This window comes from Natrarchaeobaculum aegyptiacum, assembly GCF_002156705.1.
GTDB classification, from domain to species: domain Archaea; phylum Halobacteriota; class Halobacteria; order Halobacteriales; family Natrialbaceae; genus Natrarchaeobaculum; species Natrarchaeobaculum aegyptiacum.
The window spans coordinates 928,963-948,862 of sequence record NZ_CP019893.1 but is presented as its reverse complement, the minus strand read 5'-3'; the positions used below and the strand labels follow the sequence as shown (position 1 = coordinate 948,862).

General features: G+C 63.0%; 16 protein-coding genes. 7 read left to right on the top strand and 9 right to left on the bottom strand.

Translation table 11 applies throughout. From position 1 onward, the window contains the following. Nucleotides 1-110: 110 nt before the first annotated feature. From B1756_RS04750 to B1756_RS04725, 5 genes are all read right to left on the bottom strand, one after another. On the bottom strand, nt 111-1,865 hold the full coding sequence (locus B1756_RS04750) for a transposase (protein WP_086887515.1): 1,755 nt from the start codon (nt 1,863-1,865) through the stop codon (nt 111-113). An 849-nt stretch (nt 1,866-2,714) separates the two neighbouring features. Further along, entirely contained in the window at nt 2,715-3,782 is a 1,068-nt protein-coding gene (locus tag B1756_RS04740; RefSeq protein WP_086887514.1) for a cytochrome d ubiquinol oxidase subunit II, read from the bottom strand. A gap of 4 nt (nt 3,783-3,786) precedes the next feature. After that, a complete protein-coding gene (locus B1756_RS04735; protein WP_086887513.1) occupies nt 3,787-5,214 on the bottom strand; it encodes a cytochrome ubiquinol oxidase subunit I in 1,428 nt (475 codons plus the stop codon). Then, nucleotides 5,211-5,867: a helical membrane plugin domain-containing protein gene (locus B1756_RS04730; RefSeq protein WP_086887512.1), complete on the bottom strand. Its 657-nt coding sequence runs from the start codon at nt 5,865-5,867 to the stop codon at nt 5,211-5,213. Before B1756_RS04730 ends, B1756_RS04735 begins: the two co-directional genes overlap by 4 nt. Before the next feature lie 2 nt (nt 5,868-5,869). After that, the gene (locus B1756_RS04725) at nt 5,870-7,033 is read right to left on the bottom strand and encodes an NAD(P)/FAD-dependent oxidoreductase (RefSeq protein ID WP_086887511.1); all 1,164 of its coding nucleotides are present in this window, start codon (nt 7,031-7,033) and stop codon (nt 5,870-5,872) included. Nucleotides 7,034-7,264: 231 nt separating this feature from the next. Between B1756_RS04725 and B1756_RS04720 the strand changes: the two genes are divergently transcribed. The 7 genes from B1756_RS04720 (at nt 7,265) to B1756_RS04680 (ending at nt 16,113) form a co-directional block, all read left to right on the top strand. Beyond that, nucleotides 7,265-7,546 carry a hypothetical protein gene (locus tag B1756_RS04720; RefSeq protein WP_228434478.1) on the top strand — a complete coding sequence of 94 codons (282 nt, stop codon included), beginning with the start codon at nt 7,265-7,267 and terminating at the stop codon, nt 7,544-7,546. Nucleotides 7,547-8,948: 1,402 nt separating this feature from the next. Then, on the top strand, nt 8,949-9,152 hold the full coding sequence (locus B1756_RS04705) for a DUF8106 domain-containing protein (RefSeq protein ID WP_086887508.1): 204 nt from the start codon (nt 8,949-8,951) through the stop codon (nt 9,150-9,152). A 74-nt stretch (nt 9,153-9,226) separates the two neighbouring features. Then, nucleotides 9,227-10,279, top strand: coding sequence for a Cdc6/Cdc18 family protein (locus B1756_RS04700; protein WP_086890044.1), 1,053 nt, complete (start codon nt 9,227-9,229; stop codon nt 10,277-10,279). A 284-nt stretch (nt 10,280-10,563) separates the two neighbouring features. Then, entirely contained in the window at nt 10,564-11,274 is a 711-nt protein-coding gene (locus tag B1756_RS04695; protein ID WP_086887507.1) for a hypothetical protein, read from the top strand. Beyond that, nucleotides 11,274-11,621, top strand: coding sequence for a DUF8156 family protein (locus tag B1756_RS04690; protein ID WP_228434476.1), 348 nt, complete (start codon nt 11,274-11,276; stop codon nt 11,619-11,621). Before B1756_RS04695 ends, B1756_RS04690 begins: the two co-directional genes overlap by 1 nt. Beyond that, on the top strand, nt 11,618-13,975 hold the full coding sequence (locus B1756_RS04685) for a type B DNA-directed DNA polymerase (RefSeq protein ID WP_228434474.1): 2,358 nt from the start codon (nt 11,618-11,620) through the stop codon (nt 13,973-13,975). The genes B1756_RS04690 and B1756_RS04685 overlap by 4 nt, the downstream gene beginning before the upstream one ends. Nucleotides 13,976-14,418: 443 nt before the next feature. Continuing rightward, nucleotides 14,419-16,113, top strand: coding sequence for a bacterio-opsin activator domain-containing protein (locus tag B1756_RS04680; RefSeq protein ID WP_228434592.1), 1,695 nt, complete (start codon nt 14,419-14,421; stop codon nt 16,111-16,113). A 138-nt stretch (nt 16,114-16,251) separates the two neighbouring features. Here B1756_RS04680 and sufU read toward each other — a convergent pair whose 3' ends face one another. The 4 genes from sufU to B1756_RS04655 all read right to left on the bottom strand — a co-directional run bounded on the left by sufU (nt 16,252) and on the right by B1756_RS04655 (nt 19,817). Beyond that, nucleotides 16,252-16,671 carry a Fe-S cluster assembly sulfur transfer protein SufU gene (gene sufU, locus B1756_RS04675; protein ID WP_086887505.1) on the bottom strand — a complete coding sequence of 140 codons (420 nt, stop codon included), beginning with the start codon at nt 16,669-16,671 and terminating at the stop codon, nt 16,252-16,254. A 217-nt stretch (nt 16,672-16,888) separates the two neighbouring features. After that, nucleotides 16,889-17,287, bottom strand: a complete 399-nt coding sequence (locus tag B1756_RS04670) for a hypothetical protein (RefSeq protein ID WP_086887504.1) — start codon at nt 17,285-17,287, stop codon at nt 16,889-16,891. A gap of 384 nt (nt 17,288-17,671) precedes the next feature. Continuing rightward, the gene (locus tag B1756_RS04660; RefSeq protein ID WP_086887502.1) at nt 17,672-18,916 is read right to left on the bottom strand and encodes an aminotransferase class V-fold PLP-dependent enzyme; all 1,245 of its coding nucleotides are present in this window, start codon (nt 18,914-18,916) and stop codon (nt 17,672-17,674) included. Nucleotides 18,917-19,025: 109 nt separating this feature from the next. Next, entirely contained in the window at nt 19,026-19,817 is a 792-nt protein-coding gene (locus B1756_RS04655) for an endonuclease V (protein ID WP_086887501.1), read from the bottom strand. Nucleotides 19,818-19,900 lie beyond the last annotated feature (83 nt).

The window sequence follows — 19,900 nt, the reverse complement described above, 5'->3', positions numbered from 1 at the left end:
TCATCGATGACCAGTGATATCTAGCAAACAACGGCTTCCCATGCCAGATTTTGCGGAGAGTACGAGTGCTGCAGCTCTCGAAGAGCGGCCTACGGACCGCAACCGCAGCTTCAGCCGCCCTCGCGAAGATATTTTCCGATCGCCCGGACGAACGTCTTGGCAGTCACGACTGGTGGAGAGCGAATATCACGCCCCATCCCGACTTTCACCAGATAATCAGTGAGTCGCCAGAGATTGTACAGCAGGGCTGCGAACGTAAAGCCAAACAACCGCACACGGTAGTCCTTCGAGGACGTCTTCGGCAGAAACGCCTTCACCGACTTGTACTGGTTTTCGATGTCCCAGCGTCGGCTGTAGCTGTTGGTGACGTGCATGATTTCGTTGGGAGCGACATGGTCACGGTTGGTCACGAACACGGCGTAATTGCCGTCTGCTTCCTCGTCAGTTGCTGGCACGTACAGGAATTCAGCGGTGTGGTGGAGTTCGCCATCGATGGCGAACGGAACATCGTGCTTAACAGCGGCGTCAACCCCGTCTTTGCTCTTGATTTTCGCAATCGACTCGTAGTCGTTTTCGTACTTCGGTACCGGCGTCATGTACACCAACCCACGGTCGTGGATCGTTGCGTACACGTCGTTGCTGTAGAATCCTCGATCGAGGAGCACTTCGTCGAGATCGACGTACTGCTGGGCAGTCGCCAGTAATCGGTCGACCACATCCGCCTTCGAATCGGCTGGAGCATCTTCTGGTTCCCACGCAGAGCATTCTTTGACTGGTTCAATACCCAAAATGATCGGGACGTCGTTCCCGACGATCGTAATCGTCGCGAACGTATACCCGTGCTTGATTTCACCGTCACTTTTGTACCCGCTGACCATCGGCGGATAGTCTGCCTTCGGGATTTGCCTGTCCTTGTCGATCCACGGCCAAACGTGGTAGGGGACGTGTGTGAAGTCGATAGCTGCCACTACGTTGCGGTCATCGAACGGATCTTCGTGGCGAATCGTGCTGAGAATGTTCTCGGTTGCAGCGTCGAACGACTCCATCAACGTCTCACGAAATTCCTCGGTGAAAGCGACAATATCCTCGATGCTGTACTCCTGAAATGGCTTTGGAAGCTCCTGACCCGGTGGCATCGAGAACTGCTTGATCACCCGAAGAAACGTCGAATCGTCACAGACGTCGTTCTTATCGAGGAACCACCCTGCTTCACCTTCCGAGTGGGCACTTCCCTGTGTCAGGCATGCGTTGGCGAACAGATCGAGGATCTGTTCGTCCTCGTAGACTCTGTTGTCGGCTCTGTCAGAGCTGAACTCGGCGAAGCCGTGTCGGCGAGCAAGTTCGACGACCTTGCTGCCATGGTCGTGTACGTACTCGCGTGTTGCTATTGGCTGATCATCGGTCTCTTTGATGTCGTTCTCGTTGGGTTGTGTTGGTAGCAGTACGTCGGTGATGAGCCCCTGATCGTGGGCTTCCAAGAGCATTCCCCGTGCTGCGGCCTCAAGCGTGGTTTTCGTTTGAGCACTGAACTTGCTCCACGCGTACGAGATGTTCTGTTGAGTCGGTGGCTTGGGCATCCCGAAGCCCTTCAGAAGTGCTGGGCGGTTCGCGAGGCGGTCTGCGAGTTCGCTCTGGGTGAGGTCGTGGACCGTCTGGTAGATGTAGAGCCGTGCCATCGACTCGGTGCTGAAGGTTGCTTTGTTCTGATTGCGGCTATCGCTGAGTTCAGCAACTGGAATCGAGACTTGGTTGAGCAGTCGCCAGAGTGTATCAACTTGGTCACAGAGTGTCTTCGCGTGGTAGACGATTGCTCCCGCAACCGCGGGAGCATCGTCGTCCAGCGTCGGTGTCAATTCGTGTGCCACAGTAGGTCCAGATATGGGAACAAATGATTCGAACATATCACATCATATATCCGCTCAATTATGTCGATCTAATGTATCTGTGAACGCAATACTACACGATTTGTTGTCGAAAAACAGTCTTATTTAGCATTAAGGTGAATATATAGTATATATCTAATCCGGTAGATGGTGGCGACGTAGAGATGTTGGGTATCGTTTTCGAAACCAGTGATCCCGAACGCACATGGAACGCTCTCCGTCTCGGAATTACCGCATTGGAAAACGGAAAAGAAGTCTCCGTGTTCCTGCTTGTCTAAGGTGTGGAGGCTGAGGAGATCACGGACGACCAGTACGATGTGCGAGATCGAATGGAGGCGTTTACTGAATCCGGAGGTGAGTTGTTAGCTCGTGGAACCTGCTTAGAAATCCAGAACAGTGACGAGGGAGATATTTATCCGATCTCAACAATGTCTGATCTCCTTGACGTTGTTACGACCTCTAATCAAGTGATGACTATCGGGTAACTAGAGTGTGTCATAGGATCTAGACCATGTCTTGAGTTTCTCACGTCTTGAATTGTCTCCTGGCTCGTGATTGGTGATTGCAATCACGATCTGGAGGTAAGCGCAACGGCGTCCGCTTCTTGATCAGTGTCTTCTCTACAGGAGGCCGGTGCGCGAACCTGAGAGTCTCCTACTCGGGCTTTCCCGACAATCGTACCCAACGACAGTCGGGTTGTAACGTCCATGGTTCGGCTTCCTATGCACTGGGACCATTCAGTGCAACGTGCTCTGTGGTACAGACCTCTCGTCGGTCTCGTGCGTCCCATGCTTGATTCTCGCTCTTTGACGTAGCAGTGTTTCCATCGAATCAGTCGGAGGTTCCGTATCCGTCCTCGTGTTCGACCGGCCCGGAAAACACCGTGTACAGGTACCGGAAGTACGCTAACACGAGGAACAGGACAGGAATCACGACGACTGTGAGGACGTTGAGCGCCAGCGGCGAGATGATCGATTCACGGACAGTCGTTCCAGTAGCGGGGTACAGATCCGGGTACAGCAAAATCGCGACGAGCGTAATCAGCGCGAACGCGACGCCGCCGGTGGCGTAAAACCACCACGTAACCTCGAGTGCGTCCCGGGTTGCTGCCACGACGCCGATACCGAGGAAGACGACCGTCACGAGGACGACCGCCAGAACCGGGGTCGAAAGAAGCGTCTCGCGGACGCCGAGTGGATCGGTGAGGAAAACGGTAATGAGCAACACAACGACACTGAGCAGGTAGCCCGCGGCGGCGTACAGTCCGTATCTGACCATCTCCTCACGGAGCGTGTCGGTTGTCTTCATCGCGACGTAGGCCGCCCCGCTGGCCACCGAGAGAAAGACAACGGCCACACCGGTCAAGACACTCGGGAGTGCGATCGTGCCAGTCCCGAAGACCCAGCTTCCAGCGAGGGTACCGATGAAAAACGGCGAAAGCGTGCTGCCCACCACGAAGCCTCGGTCGCAGGCACGCACCCACTCTGGTTCGTCTCGTTGTTCGCGAAGCTCGGGAGTGATCCCCCGCAGGATCAACGCGAACACGATCGCGAAGACGAGGAGGTAGTGATCGCTGAGCAGCGAGGCGTACACCGGCGGGAAGGCGGCGAACAGCACCGTCCCGAACGCGACGAGCCACACCTCGTTTGCGTCCCAGACCGGACCGAAAATCGAGAGCAACAGGTCGCGTTCGGCTTCGTCTTCGCGGGTCCCGTACAGCATACCAATCCCGAAGTCGAAGCCATCGAGGAACACGTACATCCCGAGGGTAAACAGCAAGATACCAAACCAGAGTTCGGGCAACCACGGGATCAGGTACTCGTCGACGGGAACGACGGGGCCGAACAATACGGTATCGACTCGAGTCACGTCCGCCATGATCGGGAAGTTGGTCGTCACGCGCTCACACCTCACCGGAGCCACTCGGCGCTTGGTCGTCGGTCCGTTCTTGCTCGACCCGTTCGAAGTCGTCCTCGAGAACGCGCTCGAGTTCGTCGTCGACGATCCATTTGATCACCCGGATGAACAGAACGACGAGGATCGCGTAGGCGATCGCAAAGGCGGAAAGCGAGATCGTCATCTGGGTCGATGTGAGCGTCTGAGAGACCCCCTCGCTCGTAAGCTGGACGTCCTGGATGATCCAGGGCTGGCGGCCGATCTCGGTGACGTACCAGCCGACGATCGTCGCGACGAATCCGAGCGGGATCGAAGCCAGGAGCGCTTTCAGGTAGCGTCCGCGCTCGAAGAGCACGCCCTTTCGCATCCGGTAGACGCCCCACAGTCCGAGGACGATGAACCAGAAGCCGAGAAACACCATCGTCCGGAACGACCAGAAGACGTACGCGACCGGCGGGTTCTGCACATCGAACTCCTCGAGGCCGTAGACGACCCCGGTCGGATCGGCCTCGGCGAGAAACGACGCCAGATATGGAATACTGACCGTGAACAGTTCCTCAGCCCGCGGGTCGGTGAGGTCCTCGAGACTTCGCGGGAACGCGAGCAGGTGCAACGGGGCGCCCTCTTTGGTCTCGTAGATCGCCTCCATGGCGGCGAACTTCATCGGCTGAGTCTGGACGACGTGGCGGGTGTACATATCGCCGTGGATCACCTGGAAGATCGAGGTGATCGCGAGGACGCCGACAGAGAGCTTGAGCGTCCCGCGCCAGGGCTCGCTGTCGGGGTTCGTCCAGACGAAGTAGGCGGCGACGCCGGCGACGAAGAGCGTCACTGAGATCACCGCTGCGTTCTGCATGTGGACGTACATCCAGAACAGCCGCGGGGTGAAGTACGCCGCAATGGGATCGGTGAGTACGAGTCCTGTCACGCCGTTTTCCTCGATCAGTTCGTAACCCTGGGGCGTCTGCATCCAGGAGTTGACGATGAGGATCCACAGCGCCGAAAGCCACGCACCGACCATCACGAGCACCGACGAGAGGACGTAGACGCGGTCGCTAACTCGTTCGCGGCCGAACAACAGGACACCGAGGAAGACGGCCTCGAGGAAGAATGCCATCGTCGACTCGAAGGCGAGGGGGCCGCCGATGAGTTCACCGGCGAACTCCGAGAACGCGGGAAAGTTCGTCCCGAACTGGAAGCTCATTGGGATCCCCGTCGCCGTGCCCATCACGAACCCGATGGCGAAGATCTTCGTCCAGAACGAGCGCAACCGTTCGTACTTCTCACGACCCGTCGAGATCTCCTTGTAAGTGAAGTAGACGATGTAGGGGGCGAGCCCGACCGAGAGGGCGGCGAAGACAATGTGGACCGAAAGCGTGCCGCCGAACTGAATGCGACTCCCCAGTTCGGGGTCGATCAGCAGCGGCTCGATCACTGTCTCTCACCACTCGACTCACTTTCCTCCGCTGCTCGGTCGATCGCCTCCCGCTCGTCTTCCAGCTGGACCCCGACGGCCCGAACCATGGCGACGAGAAATCCGAGTCCACGCTGGACGTCGGGGTTTCGAAGCGTCCGCATCAATTCGACAGTGCCGACTTGTTCCGGTGGCTTTTCCCCGGCCGCCTCACCGAGCCCCTCGAGCAACGTCTGGACACCGGCGACCGTATCCGGATCAGCCGTCGTATCCGCGACCTCTCCGAGCGAACCAGCGGTCCCGCCGACCGACATGACGATGTCGTCGTCGACCGCGGCGGCGAGCAACGCGATCGTGTTCGCCAGACCGACCAGCGTCTCGAGGTCGCCGGTCGCCTCAAGCCTGGCGACCCGCTCGAGGCCGGTGGCGAGCTCGTCGGCGTTTTTCTCGAGGACCGCGGTCAGTCGATCCGGGCCCTCGGCCGCCTCGGCGTCGGCAGCCGCCTCGAGGAGTCGGTCGTCGAGACGGTCCGTCTCGAACGCCGGGGTGTCGAACAACCCCTCGAGATGGCCTTCCTGGTGGACGAACGCGGCGACTGCCTCGGAATTCGTTTCGATCGCTTCGACGAGGAGTCTATCGAGGTCATCCTCGTCGGTGATTGTTTCGTTAGTCATGATCAGAGCAAGCCTCTGGCAGTCAGCCAGTACGATTCGTTGTACGCGAGTTTCGCCCAGTGGACGAACTGGGAGGGCGGTCGAACGACCGGATCCAGATCGTAGTCGAAGGAGACGAACGTCGCCTCCTCGAGGCCGGCCTCGACGAAACAGAGCGTCCGGCCGTCGTACGTGGTCGTCGGCGTCTGTCCCCGGACCGCACTCGCGATCCGGTCCGCGACGACGCCGGCTTGGTAGTGTGCGGCGCTGCCGGCTTTGCTCGTCGGGACGTCGGTAACGTCCCCCAGCGCGGAGACATCCTCGGCACGCGTTGCCTCGAGCGTGTGGTTGTCGACCTCGATCCACTCTTCGCCCAGCTCTGCCCGTTCGACGATCGACCCGCCGACGTGGGGCGGGATCGTCACGAGGAGGTCGTACTCGAGCGTCCGACCGTCGGTTGCCGTGATGTGTTCGCGGTCCGGATCGACGGAATCGACCTCGAAGTCGGTCTCGAGGGAAATGTCCCGCGCAGCCAAAAGCGGCGTTACCCAGTCGTCTATCGACTCGATTGTGTGTGCGCCGTCGACCGGGTAGGTGTAGGTGAGGTCGATGTCATCCCGACGACCGCGTTCTCGGAGCCAGTCGTCGACGATGAGCGCGAATTCGATCGGTGCCGCCGGACACATGTGAGTGATACCGACCGTGCTCAATACCAGATGGCCGGACGTGAACGCCGCGAGTTCGTCCCGAAGCGTTTCGGCAGCGTCGGCGGTGTAGAAGTGATGGCCGCCCTCGGCGAGTCCGTCGACGGCCTCCGGGTCGAGCGTCGCACCCGTAGCGATCACGAGGTAGTCGTACCCGAGCGAGTCACCGTCCTCGAGAGTCAAGCGCTTCTCGTCGGTGTCAATCGCGGTGACGTGGTCGAGACGACACTCGACTCGTCGATCGAGGATTTCCCGGTGTGGACGGCGGCTATCGGCTATCGATTTCCTGTCGAAGGCGACGTATAGGAAGATCGGCTTGTAGACGTGATCGGGCGTGTCGGTGACGAGCGTTACCTCGAGTGTGCCGGCCTCGAGTTCGCCACGCAACGCGTCCGAGAGCTTGTTGGCGACGACCGTGCCGCCGGTCCCACCACCGACGATCACGACGCGCTGGCCGTCCACGTCTGTCGAGTCAGTCGCCATTCATCCGAACCCTCCTTACAGAGTGAAGTCGAGCATCGGTACCGAGCTTGTCTGGCCGGCTACAGTACACGAGTCGAAATAGGGGGAATGGGTGGCATTGACACACCATTGTTGTCCACGTTAGAACGGATAGCTATAAAGCAGCCCCCCTAACTGACAACAACAGGTCAATTCGTGGTTGAGAGAGGCTCATAACAGACGGTGTATCTATTAATCAATTATTCAATACCAATGGCTAAGAGCGAAGAGAGCGAGAGAGACAACATGCCCAGAACGTGTGCAGCCTGCAACGAACCTCTAGAGGAGGGAACTGGTACCTGCACTGCGTGTGGAAATGCACCGAAACGAGCGGTGAGAAAAAACGGTGTACTCGCCTTCGTCGTCGCCATTCCGCTACTGTTTCTTAATCCACCGATCGGCGTGATCCTGGCCATCGTCGGACTGTTCGTCCTGCTTGGCTCGTGGTTCGTCTCACCGATGGGGCAGGTCGCAGGCTCGAACTCGAGATCCTGATATCACCCTGGTTTTAACGGGGGTTATTTTGAAACCGGCACATGCTATGTTGGATAGACGCACAGCATACGCATGTAGTGATATTATTCTTCGAACCTATGATGGTATCTAGTTAGTCCAGGTGTTGGAGAGCTAGTGGTTTGTAGAAATTCACATCCTGAGGTTGATTTTCGACCCACACCAAATTTCATATCGCGATATAGGATTTACCGGGGTCGGTACGTCCGTGTTCGGGCCGTAGCGAGGCCCCTGATTCTGACGTCGACGTGTGCGTTCTCCGTTCGTTCGGTACTTGCAGGCTCAACGTGGTCGGCACGGCGTCGACTCGAGCCCAGCTCGAGCCGGCACGGATCAGAAGCCGACAGCAGCCGGGACTCCTCGTTTCCCATCGGCGACTGCGGGGATTTCGGACGCGTCGTCTCACTGCGAGGACGTTCTGCCAGTCCCGAGTGGATCGCTCGGTTTCCGAACGCCCCAATTTCTGACCGTGCCCGTCGGAATCGCCCTCTCCAGCAACCGGGGCACTACCTGACTCGCACTCGGTCGCCGTCGGAACGACTTGCACGGACAGCTTCGACACGCCCTCCCTCGAACGTGACGCGACTCGAGTTTCGGTGATAGTGGCTGTCGCTGCCGGCTCGCGAGTGCTCTGTTTGCCGCGTCGATATCGCGGGGCCATCGGTGTGTCCAATCTCGACTCCATGGACCGAGGATTGCTCGGATAGTGGGTGGCTCGATCCGGTTTGTTGGCGAGACGAACGCGTCGTCCTGGTTTTTTGTCTGCATGCGAGATCCAACCAGCCGTAGCCAGCGTTCGACGCAACATCTGGAGCGACCTTCTCCGCACGCTACCCTGGGGGGCAGCTCGCGAAGGCGGTGGTCTCGGGTGACGGGCCGACCTGGATCTGTCGAGGGATGCCGTTCACTGTCTCGCAGTATCGACGTTCGAAACACGATCGATCTTGCGAGCGGGTTCGAACGCTGGAACGGCCGCGCACGATACGTTTCTCCAGTCGCCGGTCCCGTGGCTGGGACTACCGATGGCGTCACTCGAGTCCCCGTTCGGCACAGCACTCGCCAGGTTCGGCTCACTGACTGTACCCTTTCCACGGGTCGCGACCGCTCCGTGCCGATCGACGGTTTCGGCTCGTTGTCGAGCCGTATCGCTGTTTTTCCTGCGCGTTCGCACTCGTCGGGTCGATTCCTGCTCTGGGCCGGACTCTCCGATAAATCTTATGATGCGATACCGAATATCTCTCTACGCGAATCGAGCAGGCCGCGTGACACCTCCTCGCTGGGCTGTGCGTTCGGCAGGCCGCTGTTTGTGCGGTCAGAATCGTCGATCCATAACCATCGTTAGTTTCGGACAAAGCGTTTACCTGCCGACCCGTAACCTCTAGCGATGACGTCGACATCTCACGCTACTGACGACCGACGGCGAAAGACCGTCCTCTTCTGTCCGACGTGCGACCACGAGGGACCGATCGCCCACGACTGGCTCGAGTGCCGGGTCGATGGCGTTCGGTACCTCGTCTGTCCGGACTGCGGATCGACGGTCGACCGGCGAACCAGCCACCGACCCCGTCCTCCCGCAGAGGCCGACTGAGCGCCACGAGCAGTTTCGGAAATATCGGAAACGGCCCGGCGTCGTTTATGTCACTCGAGCCGAAACGGGTGGATGTGATCGTCGACGCCCGTGTCCTGCGCGAGGACTTCGTCCCGACCGAGGTGGTCCATCGTCACGACGAGGTGACCCACCTCTCGGAGACCCTCGAGCCGCTGCTCTACGGCGAACGAGCCGAGCCCGCGTTTCTCTTCGGTCCGACGGGAGTCGGCAAGACCTGTATCGCCCGCTACACGCTCGAGCAGCTCCGGGAGGAAGACCCCGAAATCAGGACCGCCTACGTCAACTGCTGGCAGGAGTACACCCGGTTTCGGGTACTCTACGCGATCCTCGAGGCGATCGACCGGACGGCGGACCTCCACCGATCGACGCCGAAAGACGAACTGTTCGGTCGGCTCGAGGCGGCCGACGAGGGACCGATCGTCGTCATCTTAGACGAGGTCGACCAGCTCGAGGAGACGGACGTGCTCTACGACCTCTACCGGCTTCGTCACGTTTCGCTGGTCATGATCGCCAACCGCGAGGACGAACTGTTTGCGCGACTCGACGACCGGATTCGCTCGCGCCTGCACGCGAGCACCCGGGTTCGGTTCGACCGATATCGAACGACTGAACTCGCGGCGATCCTCCAGCGGCGGGCCGAGAAAGCTCTCGAGCCGGGAGCCGTCTCCGATGCCCAGTTCCGGACGATTGCGGACGCAGCCTCGGGTGACGCGCGCGTTGGGATCGGCATCCTGCGGTCTGCAGCGCGGCGAGCGGAGCGACGGGGAACGGACCAGTTCACCGACGACGTGATCGAGGCGTCGATTCCGGACGCTCAGACGGCGATCCGTCGGAAGACCCTCGAGGGGCTGATCGAGCACCAGCGGATACTGTACGAGGTAATCGCTGACGCCGGCGAGATCGAGCCAACCGACCTCTACGACGCCTACGAGCGCCGGGTCACGAAGCCAAAAACCGAGCGGACGCTCCGGAACTACCTGACGAAGATGGTCCACTACGACCTGATCGAGGCAGTGGGCAAGCGCCGAGGTCGGTCCTATCGAGTGGTCGACGAGGAGGTCCAGACGAGCGAGGAAGACGGCGCGGTCGGCGAGAGCGAGCGATAGCCACGCCGTCGCTCCAGGTGGTGAGTCGAATGGGTCTCTGTTGGCGACGCAACCGAACGCATCCGAGTCATCAGCTACCAGCGGCTGCGGTCGTTGGCGTCCGCGCTGTGTCGCTGCGATCGAGCGCGACCTCACTCAGGAATCACCAGTTTTGGAAATCGTAACGGAAGCGTCGGATCGTCGGTTTATCAGCTCTGGATGAAGAATTCGGGGCTTCGGCAGTTATCGGAAAAATCGGAAACGGCCCCCGCTTGCTTATGGACCGCTCCCTCGAGCCTGCGAGTATGCAGGAAGTGACAGGTGGTGGGGACCACCGACCACAGGTCGAGGAATCGGCGTTGATCGACGACGCGGGACTGACGCTGCTCGAGGTGTCGTCGCCGCGTTCGACGGTCGTTCACCGGCTGGTCTGTGACCGGCTGGCGGCGATGGCTGGGCGGTCGGCCTACTGGATCGACGCGCGAAATACGGCCTCGACGCACGCGCTGTACGAGCACGCGCCGAGTCGGCGAACGCTCGCGGGCCTCGAGATCGCGCGGGCGTTTACCGCCTACCAGCACCACTCGCTGGTCCGGGAGGTCGTTCGACGGGCCGGTTCCGGGGCGGGGCTGGTCGTCGCGCCGAACGTCGCCTCGCTCTACCAGGACCCGGACCTGCCGTCGTGGGAGCGCGAGGACCTGTTGGCCGCGAGTCTCGAGACGCTGTCGGCGCTTTCGGCGGCACTCGAGTGTCCAGTCGTCGTGACGACGGCCGACGGGGACGCGGCGGAAACGGTCGCCGACTACGCCGATGCGACGGTCGAGTGCGTGCAGACGCGTGAGGGAGTTCGCCTCGAGGGCGAGGACGACGAGCCGTTCACGGCGGGCTACTGGCATGGCCGGTACTGGCAGACGACGATTCCATACTGGGCCGACCTGTTCGGGACAGTCGAGACGGTCGAGCCGGTCGTGGACGCGCCAGTCCCCGAACAGCGCTCGCTCGAGGTGGGTCTCTGATGGGACGAACGAACCCGACCTATCGGAACGCGCTCCGAGGGCTCGAGCGCGAGTGGGAGCCGATGGGGCGAGCCCTTCGGCGGGAGTATCAGGCCGACTTCGATCGGCTGTTCGACCGCGGGCGGGCGTTCGCCGACGCGGCGGGCTACGCGAACCCGCCGGACCCGGAGCGGGCGTTCTTCCTGTCGGTGTTGCTGGCTCACGAGGTCGAGTTGCGAAAGGTGCGTGCCGAACTCGAGGCGACGCGAGAGCGCCTCGAGGTGCTCGAGTCAGGTAACGACGGGGCCGATTCGAACGGAGTAGAGTGTGAGGTGCCGAATAGCGAACTCGAGGTGAACGAGCCGTGAACGGGGGTGACGACGGTCGGAAATCGATCCCGAATCCGAACGCAGCCGAGAACGCCGACCTGACGCCCGGCCCCTACACTCTCGAGTTCGAGGACGACCGCGTCCGGGAGTGGTACCTGACCGACGTGGGAGTCGACTCCCGGCTGGTGACCGACTACGCGCCGTCGGTGTTCGTCGCCGGTCCGGAGGCGGCGCTCGAAGACCTGCGAACGCGGCTCGAGGTCGATCCCAAGGTGGTCGAAACCGGATTCGAGCGGTGGGCGGCGGATCTCCACGAGGCTCACGTCGGCGAGCGGAGTCGCCTCCTCCGGGCCGACTGCGAGCGCGTCGGCGAGGTCCGGACGCTGGCCCGCGAGATTCGCGGGGTTCACGAGCGTGAGACGTTCGCACCCGGGACGTTCCGGCTGTTCGACGTCGACCTCGCGCCGGGCTTTCGGTACTGTCTCGACCGGGGACTCGATCCGACGCCGGCCCGCGAACTTCGGACGCTCGAAATTGGCCTCGAGGAGCCAGCGCTGTCGAACGGGGACGTCTCGGCGCTGACGATCGATGGTGAGCCAGCGCTCGAGCGTCGGCGTGGGCACACCAGTGCCACCAGTGGAGCGGGAGAGCGTGACGACGTGGCCGCCCTCGAGTCCCTCCAGACTACCCTCGAGCGCCGGGATCCGGACGTGCTCGTGGTGGGCCACGCCGATCTGATTCCGTTGCTCGACGGCCGGGCGTCGGAACTGGAACTCGAGGGGTTTCGGCTGGGTCGCTTGCCGGGGGTTACGCAACTGGCGGGCGAGAACACGTTCGAGAGCTACGGGCGGGTGGGCCACTCGCCGGCCCGCTATCGGGTGCCGGGACGGGCAATCGTCGACACTGCGAACAGCTTCCTCTGGCACCAGTCGGGCCTCGGCGGGATCGAGTACATGGTCGAACGGACGGGTCGGCCCCTGCAGGAGGCCGCGTGGGGGAGCATCGGCACGCTGCTGACCTCCCGACAGATCCGGCTGGCCCGCCGGGAGTGGGGCGTCCTCGCCCCGTGGAACAAGTGGGAACCCGAGCGGTTCACCGACGTCCGGACGCTCCACGCGGCCGACCGTGGCGGGTTTGCGTTCTCGCCACAGGTCGGATTCCACGAGGACGTCCACGAGATCGACTTCGGCTCGCTGTACCCGCGGATCATCTGCCAGCACAACGTCAGCCCGGAGACGGTCGACTGTCGCCCGCTCGAGGGCGACGATAGTGTTGCCGGCGATGATGCTGGCGGCGACGATCACGAGACCATCCGCGAGACGGTCCCCGACCTCGGCTACCGCATCTGCGACCAGTCCGGGTTCCTCCCCGAGGTGCTCGAGCCGTTACTCGCCGACCGGGCGCGGTGCAAGCGGCGGCTCGCTGCCGATCCACCCGAAGACGTAGCGGCCCGCCTGCGCGCGGAGTCGGGCGCGATCAAGTGGGTGCTCGTCTCCTGTTTCGGCTACCAGGGCTATCGAAACGCCAAGTACGGCCGAATCGAGTGCCACGAGGCGATCAACGCCTACGCGCGCGAGATCGCCCTCGAGGCCAAGCGCCGACTCGAGGATGCCGGCTGGCGGATCGTCCACGGTCTCGTCGACAGCTTCTGGGTGACTCCGCGTGAGGACGTGGACGAACCGGAGCCGCTGTCGACCGTCGTCGACGAGATTTCGCAGGCGGTGGGCATCCCGCTCGAGCACGACGGGCGCTACGAGTGGTGTAGCTTCGTCCCGCTGTCGGATTCGGTGGGTCGTGACCGCGAGGGCGTCGGTTCGGAGCCGGACACGGAACCGGACCCCGGAACGGCGGGCGCGCTCACGAAGTACGTCGGCAAGCGGACCGACGGCACGTACAAGTTCCGTGGAATCGCCTGTCGCCGCCGGAGTACACCCGCGTTCGTCGCCGACTGCCAGCGCGCGTTCGTCGAGACGCTCGACCGCGAGCGCGATCCCGAAGCCGTCTGTGACGTCCTCGAGCGGCGACTCGCGACGCTTCGGCGCGGCGCAGTCGACCCCGAGACGCTCGTGATCAGCACCCGCGCTACCAGACGGCTCGCAGACTACCGGAGCCGAACCCGGACGGTCGCCGCCCTCGAGCGCTACGCGGCTCAGGGGATCGATCGGTATCCCGGCCAGTCGGTCCGGTACGTCGTGACCGACGACGACGCTCGCGGGCGAGAACGGGTCAGGCTCGAGTTCGAGGAGCCGACGGAGTACGACGCAGCGTTCTACGCGACGCTGTTGATCCGGGCCTGTGAGGAGGTCATCTCGCCGCTGGGATGGGATCGCGCCCGAATCCGGCGATCCCTGCGCGACGGCCGGACGGTTCGGCTATCGACGTTTCTCGAGTGATCGGACGACCCGGCGGGGCCGGCAGAGCGACGGTGCAGCCGAGTACTCGGCACTCGAGACGGTCGTCACGACCTGAAGGTCACGACGCTGTGTGTTCGAGCACCACGTTTATAGCTGTCAACCGATTTTACTCGATGACTAACGATGGAACGGCAGACTGTTCGACGGCCCGGTTTCACCGTCCCGCCGCCCTTGCACGCGGTTCGCTCGACCGGTCCCGGGACGTCGACCGATCCCCACCGGCAAATCGCGCCCGGCAGCGGGGGTCGCGGCCGCTCCTGGACCGACCATCACGAATCACCGCACGTCCATTCGGCCCCTGGCCGAACGGTTCCTGTGGCACTCCGACACCACCGACCGTCAGGCGGTGATCTCCCGTGAGTGATAGCGAGAGTGGGAACGAACGCGACGATCGAATCGAACTCGACGCGAGCGACGTCGTCATCGAGACGGACGCCGACGAGCTGGGCGTCGTCGAGAACGAGGGCGTCGTGCGCGTTCTCCTCATCGAAGACAACCCCGGTGACGCCCGATTGATCGAGGAGATGCTGCGGGACACGGCCGAACTCGCCCAGCGAGTCAGTACCGACGAGTCGGCCGACTGGACGCCGGAACTGTCCCACGAGACGCGCCTCGAAGACGGGCTCGAGGCGCTCACGGACGACGACGATCCGGCGGACGTCGTGCTTCTCGACCTGAACCTCCCCGACAGTACGGGGCTGGAGACGCTCGAGGCGGTTTCCGAGGCCGAGAACGGGGAGGGAACGCCGATCGTCGTCCTGACGGGTCTCAGGGATCAGCAAGTCGGCGTCGAAGCCATCCAGCGCGGTGCTCAGGACTTCCTCGTCAAAGACGAAGTGACCAGCGAGTCGCTCGTTCGAACGATCCATCACGCACTCGAGCGTGCTCGCCAGGAGCGGGTTCGCCGCCGGCAGCGCGAGCAACTCGAGGCGTTCAACCGGCTGAACCGGATCGCCCACGATATCACTCACGCGGTGATCACCTCCGAGTCGCGAACCGAACTCGAAGAGCAGGTGTGTGAGCGCCTGACCGACTCGGAGGCCTACCGCTTCGCGTGGGTCGGCGAGGTGAATCCGGGGAGCGACCGGATCGTTCCCAAGGCGGTCGCCGGCGTCGGTGAGGACTATCTCGAGGAAGTCGAGGTGTCGGCGGATCCGGACGAGCCAGCCGGGAAAGGCCCGTCGGGAACGGCGATCCGAACCGGTGCGGTGCAGGTCGTGACCGACGTCGACTCGGATCCGTCGTTCGAGCCCTGGCGAGAGCACGCCAGCGAGCGGGGCTACCGCTCGTCTGCGGCGGTTCCGATCGTCCACGAGGATCTCGTCTACGGCGTGTTGAACATCTACTCGGGCCGGTCGCGGGCGTTCTCCGACGCGGAGGTCGCCGTCCTCGCCCGGATCGGCAACGTCGTCGCTCACGCGATTACGGCGATCGAACGCCGAGACGCCCTCGTCAGCGACGCGGTCGTCGAACTCGAGTTCCGGATCGAGGCGATGGCCGAGGAACTGGTCGCCTGTTCGGCGACCGAGGAGTGTACGTTCGAGATCGAGCAACTCGTCCCCGGTGACGAGACGCTGCTTGCATACGGGTCAGCCTACGACGTCTCTCGGGAGGCGTTTCTCGACGCCGTCGAGGCGACCGACGGGATCGCCGACGTACGTATCCTCGCGGCCAGACGGGACGTCCTCGAGTTCGAACTGGTCGCTCCGGCCGCCGTGTCGCTGTTCGAAACGATCGCCACTCACGGCGGTCGAGTGGCTTCGGCAACGATCGAAGATGGCGAGTTCCGGTTCGTCGTCGAACTCCCCCGTGGCCGTGATACCCGACAGGTGATCGAGCTCATCAACGAAGAACGCGACGACGTCACCTACCTCGCCCAGCGAACGACCGAACGGAACGATCGGTCGACGGTCGGGACCCAGTCGGTCCTCGACGAGGAACTCACCGACAAACAGCGAGCCGCCCTCGAGACGGCCTACTTCGCGGGATACTTCGACTGGCCCCGGGGGAGCACCGGCGAGGAGATCGCCGAGCGACTGGGGATCGCCCCGGCGACGTTCAACCAGCACCTCCGGACTGCAGAGCGAAAGTTCTTCGAGACCGTCTTCGGCGAGTGATATCGTAGCCACTGCACGTCAGTGCACACCTGATCGCCAGACGGACCGGCGATCAGTGTGTAAATAGTTGCAGTTGTTACTATAGCAACGCTGTTCGTATGCAAAGAGCGGATACTGGTACCGGACCGGGCAGAGCGGTCAGTCTTCGGTCGTCGTTTGCGTCTTCTCGAGTTCGCCGAAGTAGATCTCCGCGCCGTCCTGAGCGACCTTCTCGGCGAGGACGGCACACTTGATCCGCATCGGCGAGATGTCGACGCCGAGTAATTCGACGACGTCGTCGCGGTCCATCTCGAGGAGTTCGTCGACGGTTTTGCCCTGCAGTTCACTCGAGAGCATACTCGCCGATGCCTGGCTGATCGCACAGCCGTCGCCGGAGAAGGCCACGCGTTCGATCGTCTCTTCGTCGTCGTCGAGTCTGACGTCCATGCGAATCTCGTCGCCGCACATCGGGTTTTCGCCGACGTGCGTGAACGTTGGATCCTCGAGTTCCCCGTAGTTCCGGGGGTTCTTGTAGTGGTCGAGGATCTGCTGTCTGTACATATCCGAGCCCAGTCCCATCGTATCCCGGCATAGACCGTATCGAAGTAAAAGGGTTCCGGGGTCCGACCGGTCACGTTACCGGGATCGGTTACGGAGGCCGCAGGAATCGTCGATTCGAGACCGATCGGAGTTACAGGGCCACCGTCCGATGGCGGCCGCCGGGTAGCGATGGTTCACGACGGTGTCGAGGGGAGTGACCGAGCGACGACCTGGCCGGAAATCTGCTCGACAGCCGCTAACACTCTGGTTGCTCGCGCGTTCGCTCGAGGAGCTGGCAGCCGTCGACGAGCAGGTCCGGAATCTCGTCGGCGTTATCGTGGAGGCTCTCGAGGAGGGCCTCGAGCTCGTCGAATCGTGGCCCTCGCCGTGCGGTAAACGGCGATCGTTGCCACTCTACGTACTCGGCGTCGGCCAGGATCGGCAGATGTCGATGGTGTAGCTCCACCGTGAGCCGCGACGGGTCCGGCTCGAGCCGGGGGTTCGCGGCAGCCTCGGGTAACCCGACGGCCTCGTCCTCGGGAGCGGCCGCGAGTGACAGGACTAGCTGGCGACGTGGTTCGGTAGCCAGCACCTCGAAGATGCGATCCCACCGACGGACGACGTCCCTCGACTCCCGGTTCCGATGGCGAACCATGCCCACATATACAGGGTCACCTGTGATAAATGTGTGTAATGGTAACACTGTCCACGATGAGTGGACAGCTACCGGTCGGCGGGGCAGAAGACTGTCGAAAACGGTGCCGCGTCGCGGTTTCGATTCGCGATCACGATCCACGAGTCCCACTCGGGTGCAGGACGTCCGCTTGCGGTGACTCGAACTCGACGGGTGTCAGCGCGCGGCGAGTCGCTCGACTGCCCCGACGAGTCGGGGCGTCCACCGGGTCAGGTACACCCCGCTGTCGCGTACGAAGACCCGGCCCGCGGCAGCGACGTCGGTTGCGGACAGGGTGACCGCTCGATCGGGCAGTCACAGGCGTGAGGCTGCAGCAGAACACGGCGGACGTCGGCTGGGGCCGGTTCAGGCGAACAGCTGTCGCGCGTCGTCGAGCGCCGCAATCAGCGCGTCGACCTCCTCGCGGGTGTTGTAGACGTAAAACGACGCTCGAGCAGAGGCCGGGACGCCGAGTTTGTCGTGCAGCGGCTGGGTGCAGTGGTCACCGGCCCGTACGGCGACCGTGTGGTCGTTCATAATCGAGGCCAGGTCGTGGGCGTGGACGCCCTCGAGGTTGAAGCTGACGAGGCCGCCTCGCTCGGGACCGGGTTCGGGGCCGTAGATTTCGACGTCGCCTTCGGCTTCGAGTTGTTCGTAGGCGTAGCGAGCGATCTCTTCCTCGTGGGCCTGGATACGGTCCATGCCGATGTCCTCGAGCCAGTCGACGGCTTCGTGGAGGCCGACAGCCTCGGCGATCGGTGGCGTTCCGGGTTCGAACTTCCACGGGAGGTCGCCCCAGGTCGACTCTTCGAAGGTGACCTTGCGGATCATGCCGCCGCCGTAGAGGTAGGGGTCGAGGTCCTCGAGCAACTCGCGTTTGCCGTAGAGGACGCCGATGCCGGTGGGGCCGGCCATCTTGTGGCCGGAGAAGGCGTAGAAGTCTGCGCCGATTTCTTTTACGTCGACGGGTCGGTTGGGGACGGCCTGTGCGCCGTCGATGAACGAGAGTGCGCCGTGGTCGTGGGCGAGGTCGGTGAGTTCGGAGACGGGGTTGACGGTGCCGAGGGTGTTCGAGACGTGGACCGCGCTGACGATGGCCGCGTCGTCGTCGATCAGTTCGCGGGCGTGGTCCATGTCCAGCCGACCGGTGTCGTCGATCCGGATGTACTCGACGTCTGCACCCGTGCGCTGGCCGATCTGTTGCCAGGTGACGAGCGAGGCGTGGTGTTCCATCTCCGTGAGGACCACCCGGTCGCCGGGGCCGAGTTCGTTCAGGCCCCACGAGTACGCGAGCAGGTTCTCGCTCTCGGTCGTGTTCTTGGTGAAGACGACCTCCTCGCGCCCGTCGGCGTTGATGAACTCGGCGACGCGGTCGTGGGCCTCCTCGTAGGCGATCGACGCCTCCTGGCTCAGGTGGTGGATCCCACGGTGGACGTTCGAGTTGTACTCGCGGTAGTACTCGCTCATCGCGTCGACGACCGGGTCCGGAGTGTGGGTCGTCGCCGCGTTGTCGAGGTAGACGAGTTGCTCGCCGTCGAAGGTCCGCTCGAGGATGGGAAACTCCTCGCGAATCGCCCCGACGTCGAGTGCCTCGAGATCCTGCTGGCTCATTACCGACAGAGAGGGACCGGAGACAAAACACTCCTTCGGTTCCACGGACTCGAGCTGGCTGAACCGGCCGGTTTCTGTGACAGCAGGCCGGGCGTGGGGCGCGTTCCGGTCAGTCCTCGCGGGCGGGTTTGGCCTCCGTCGCGTAGGCGTCGGCCAGCCGAACCGGCTCGGGGAGCTTGTAGCCGGCCGCCAGCGCGAGCACCACGTCGGCGGCCGTCTCCGGACCGACACGGTGGCCGGGGCTGACGTACAGCGGGTTGATGTGACGGTTCGGCGAATCGTACTGGCGGGTCTGGACCGCGTAGCCGAGCAGCGTCCCGTCGGAAACCTCGACCCGCGAGTCGGCCTCGATCGGAACCCGGCTCCCCTCGGGGAGGTTCTCCGTGTCCTCGGTCGAGGTGCCACAGAGCAGGCTCTTGGCGACGCCGATGCTCGGCACGTCGCGGACGACGCCGACGTGGGTGGCGATCCCGGCCTCGCGGAAGTGGATGCGCCCGCTGCCGTCGAACAGCAGGAGATCGGGCTCGACCGACAGTTCCTCGAGCGCCGCCAGAATCGGTCGTCCCTCCCGAAACGCGAGCAGGCCCGGCACGTAGGGGATCTCGAGCGACGTGATCGCGTGGGCCCGTTCGACTACCTCGCCGCCGCGCATGGCGACGACGGCCGAGAGCGCCCGGTCCTGCTCACCCGCGTCGTTCGTCAGGAACGACTGGTCGACCCCGACGACGGTCGGCGGATCGGCCCCACTTGCGGCCGACTCGAGCGGGCTCGAGAGTACCGCCGGATCGAACTCGAAGTCGTCCTCGAAGACGGCGGCGTCGGCGATGTCCCGTTGCATGCCCTCCATCTCCTCGCGGCTCAGGCCGGGGGTGGGCTCGAGGTCGGGGCGGGGCTGGGTCATGGTGGCGTTGTGAGCAATTGTGGACGTGACTGGATGAGGGTCGTGGTTCCGCCGGCCGGAAACGGACGCAGAGCGGGATCGGA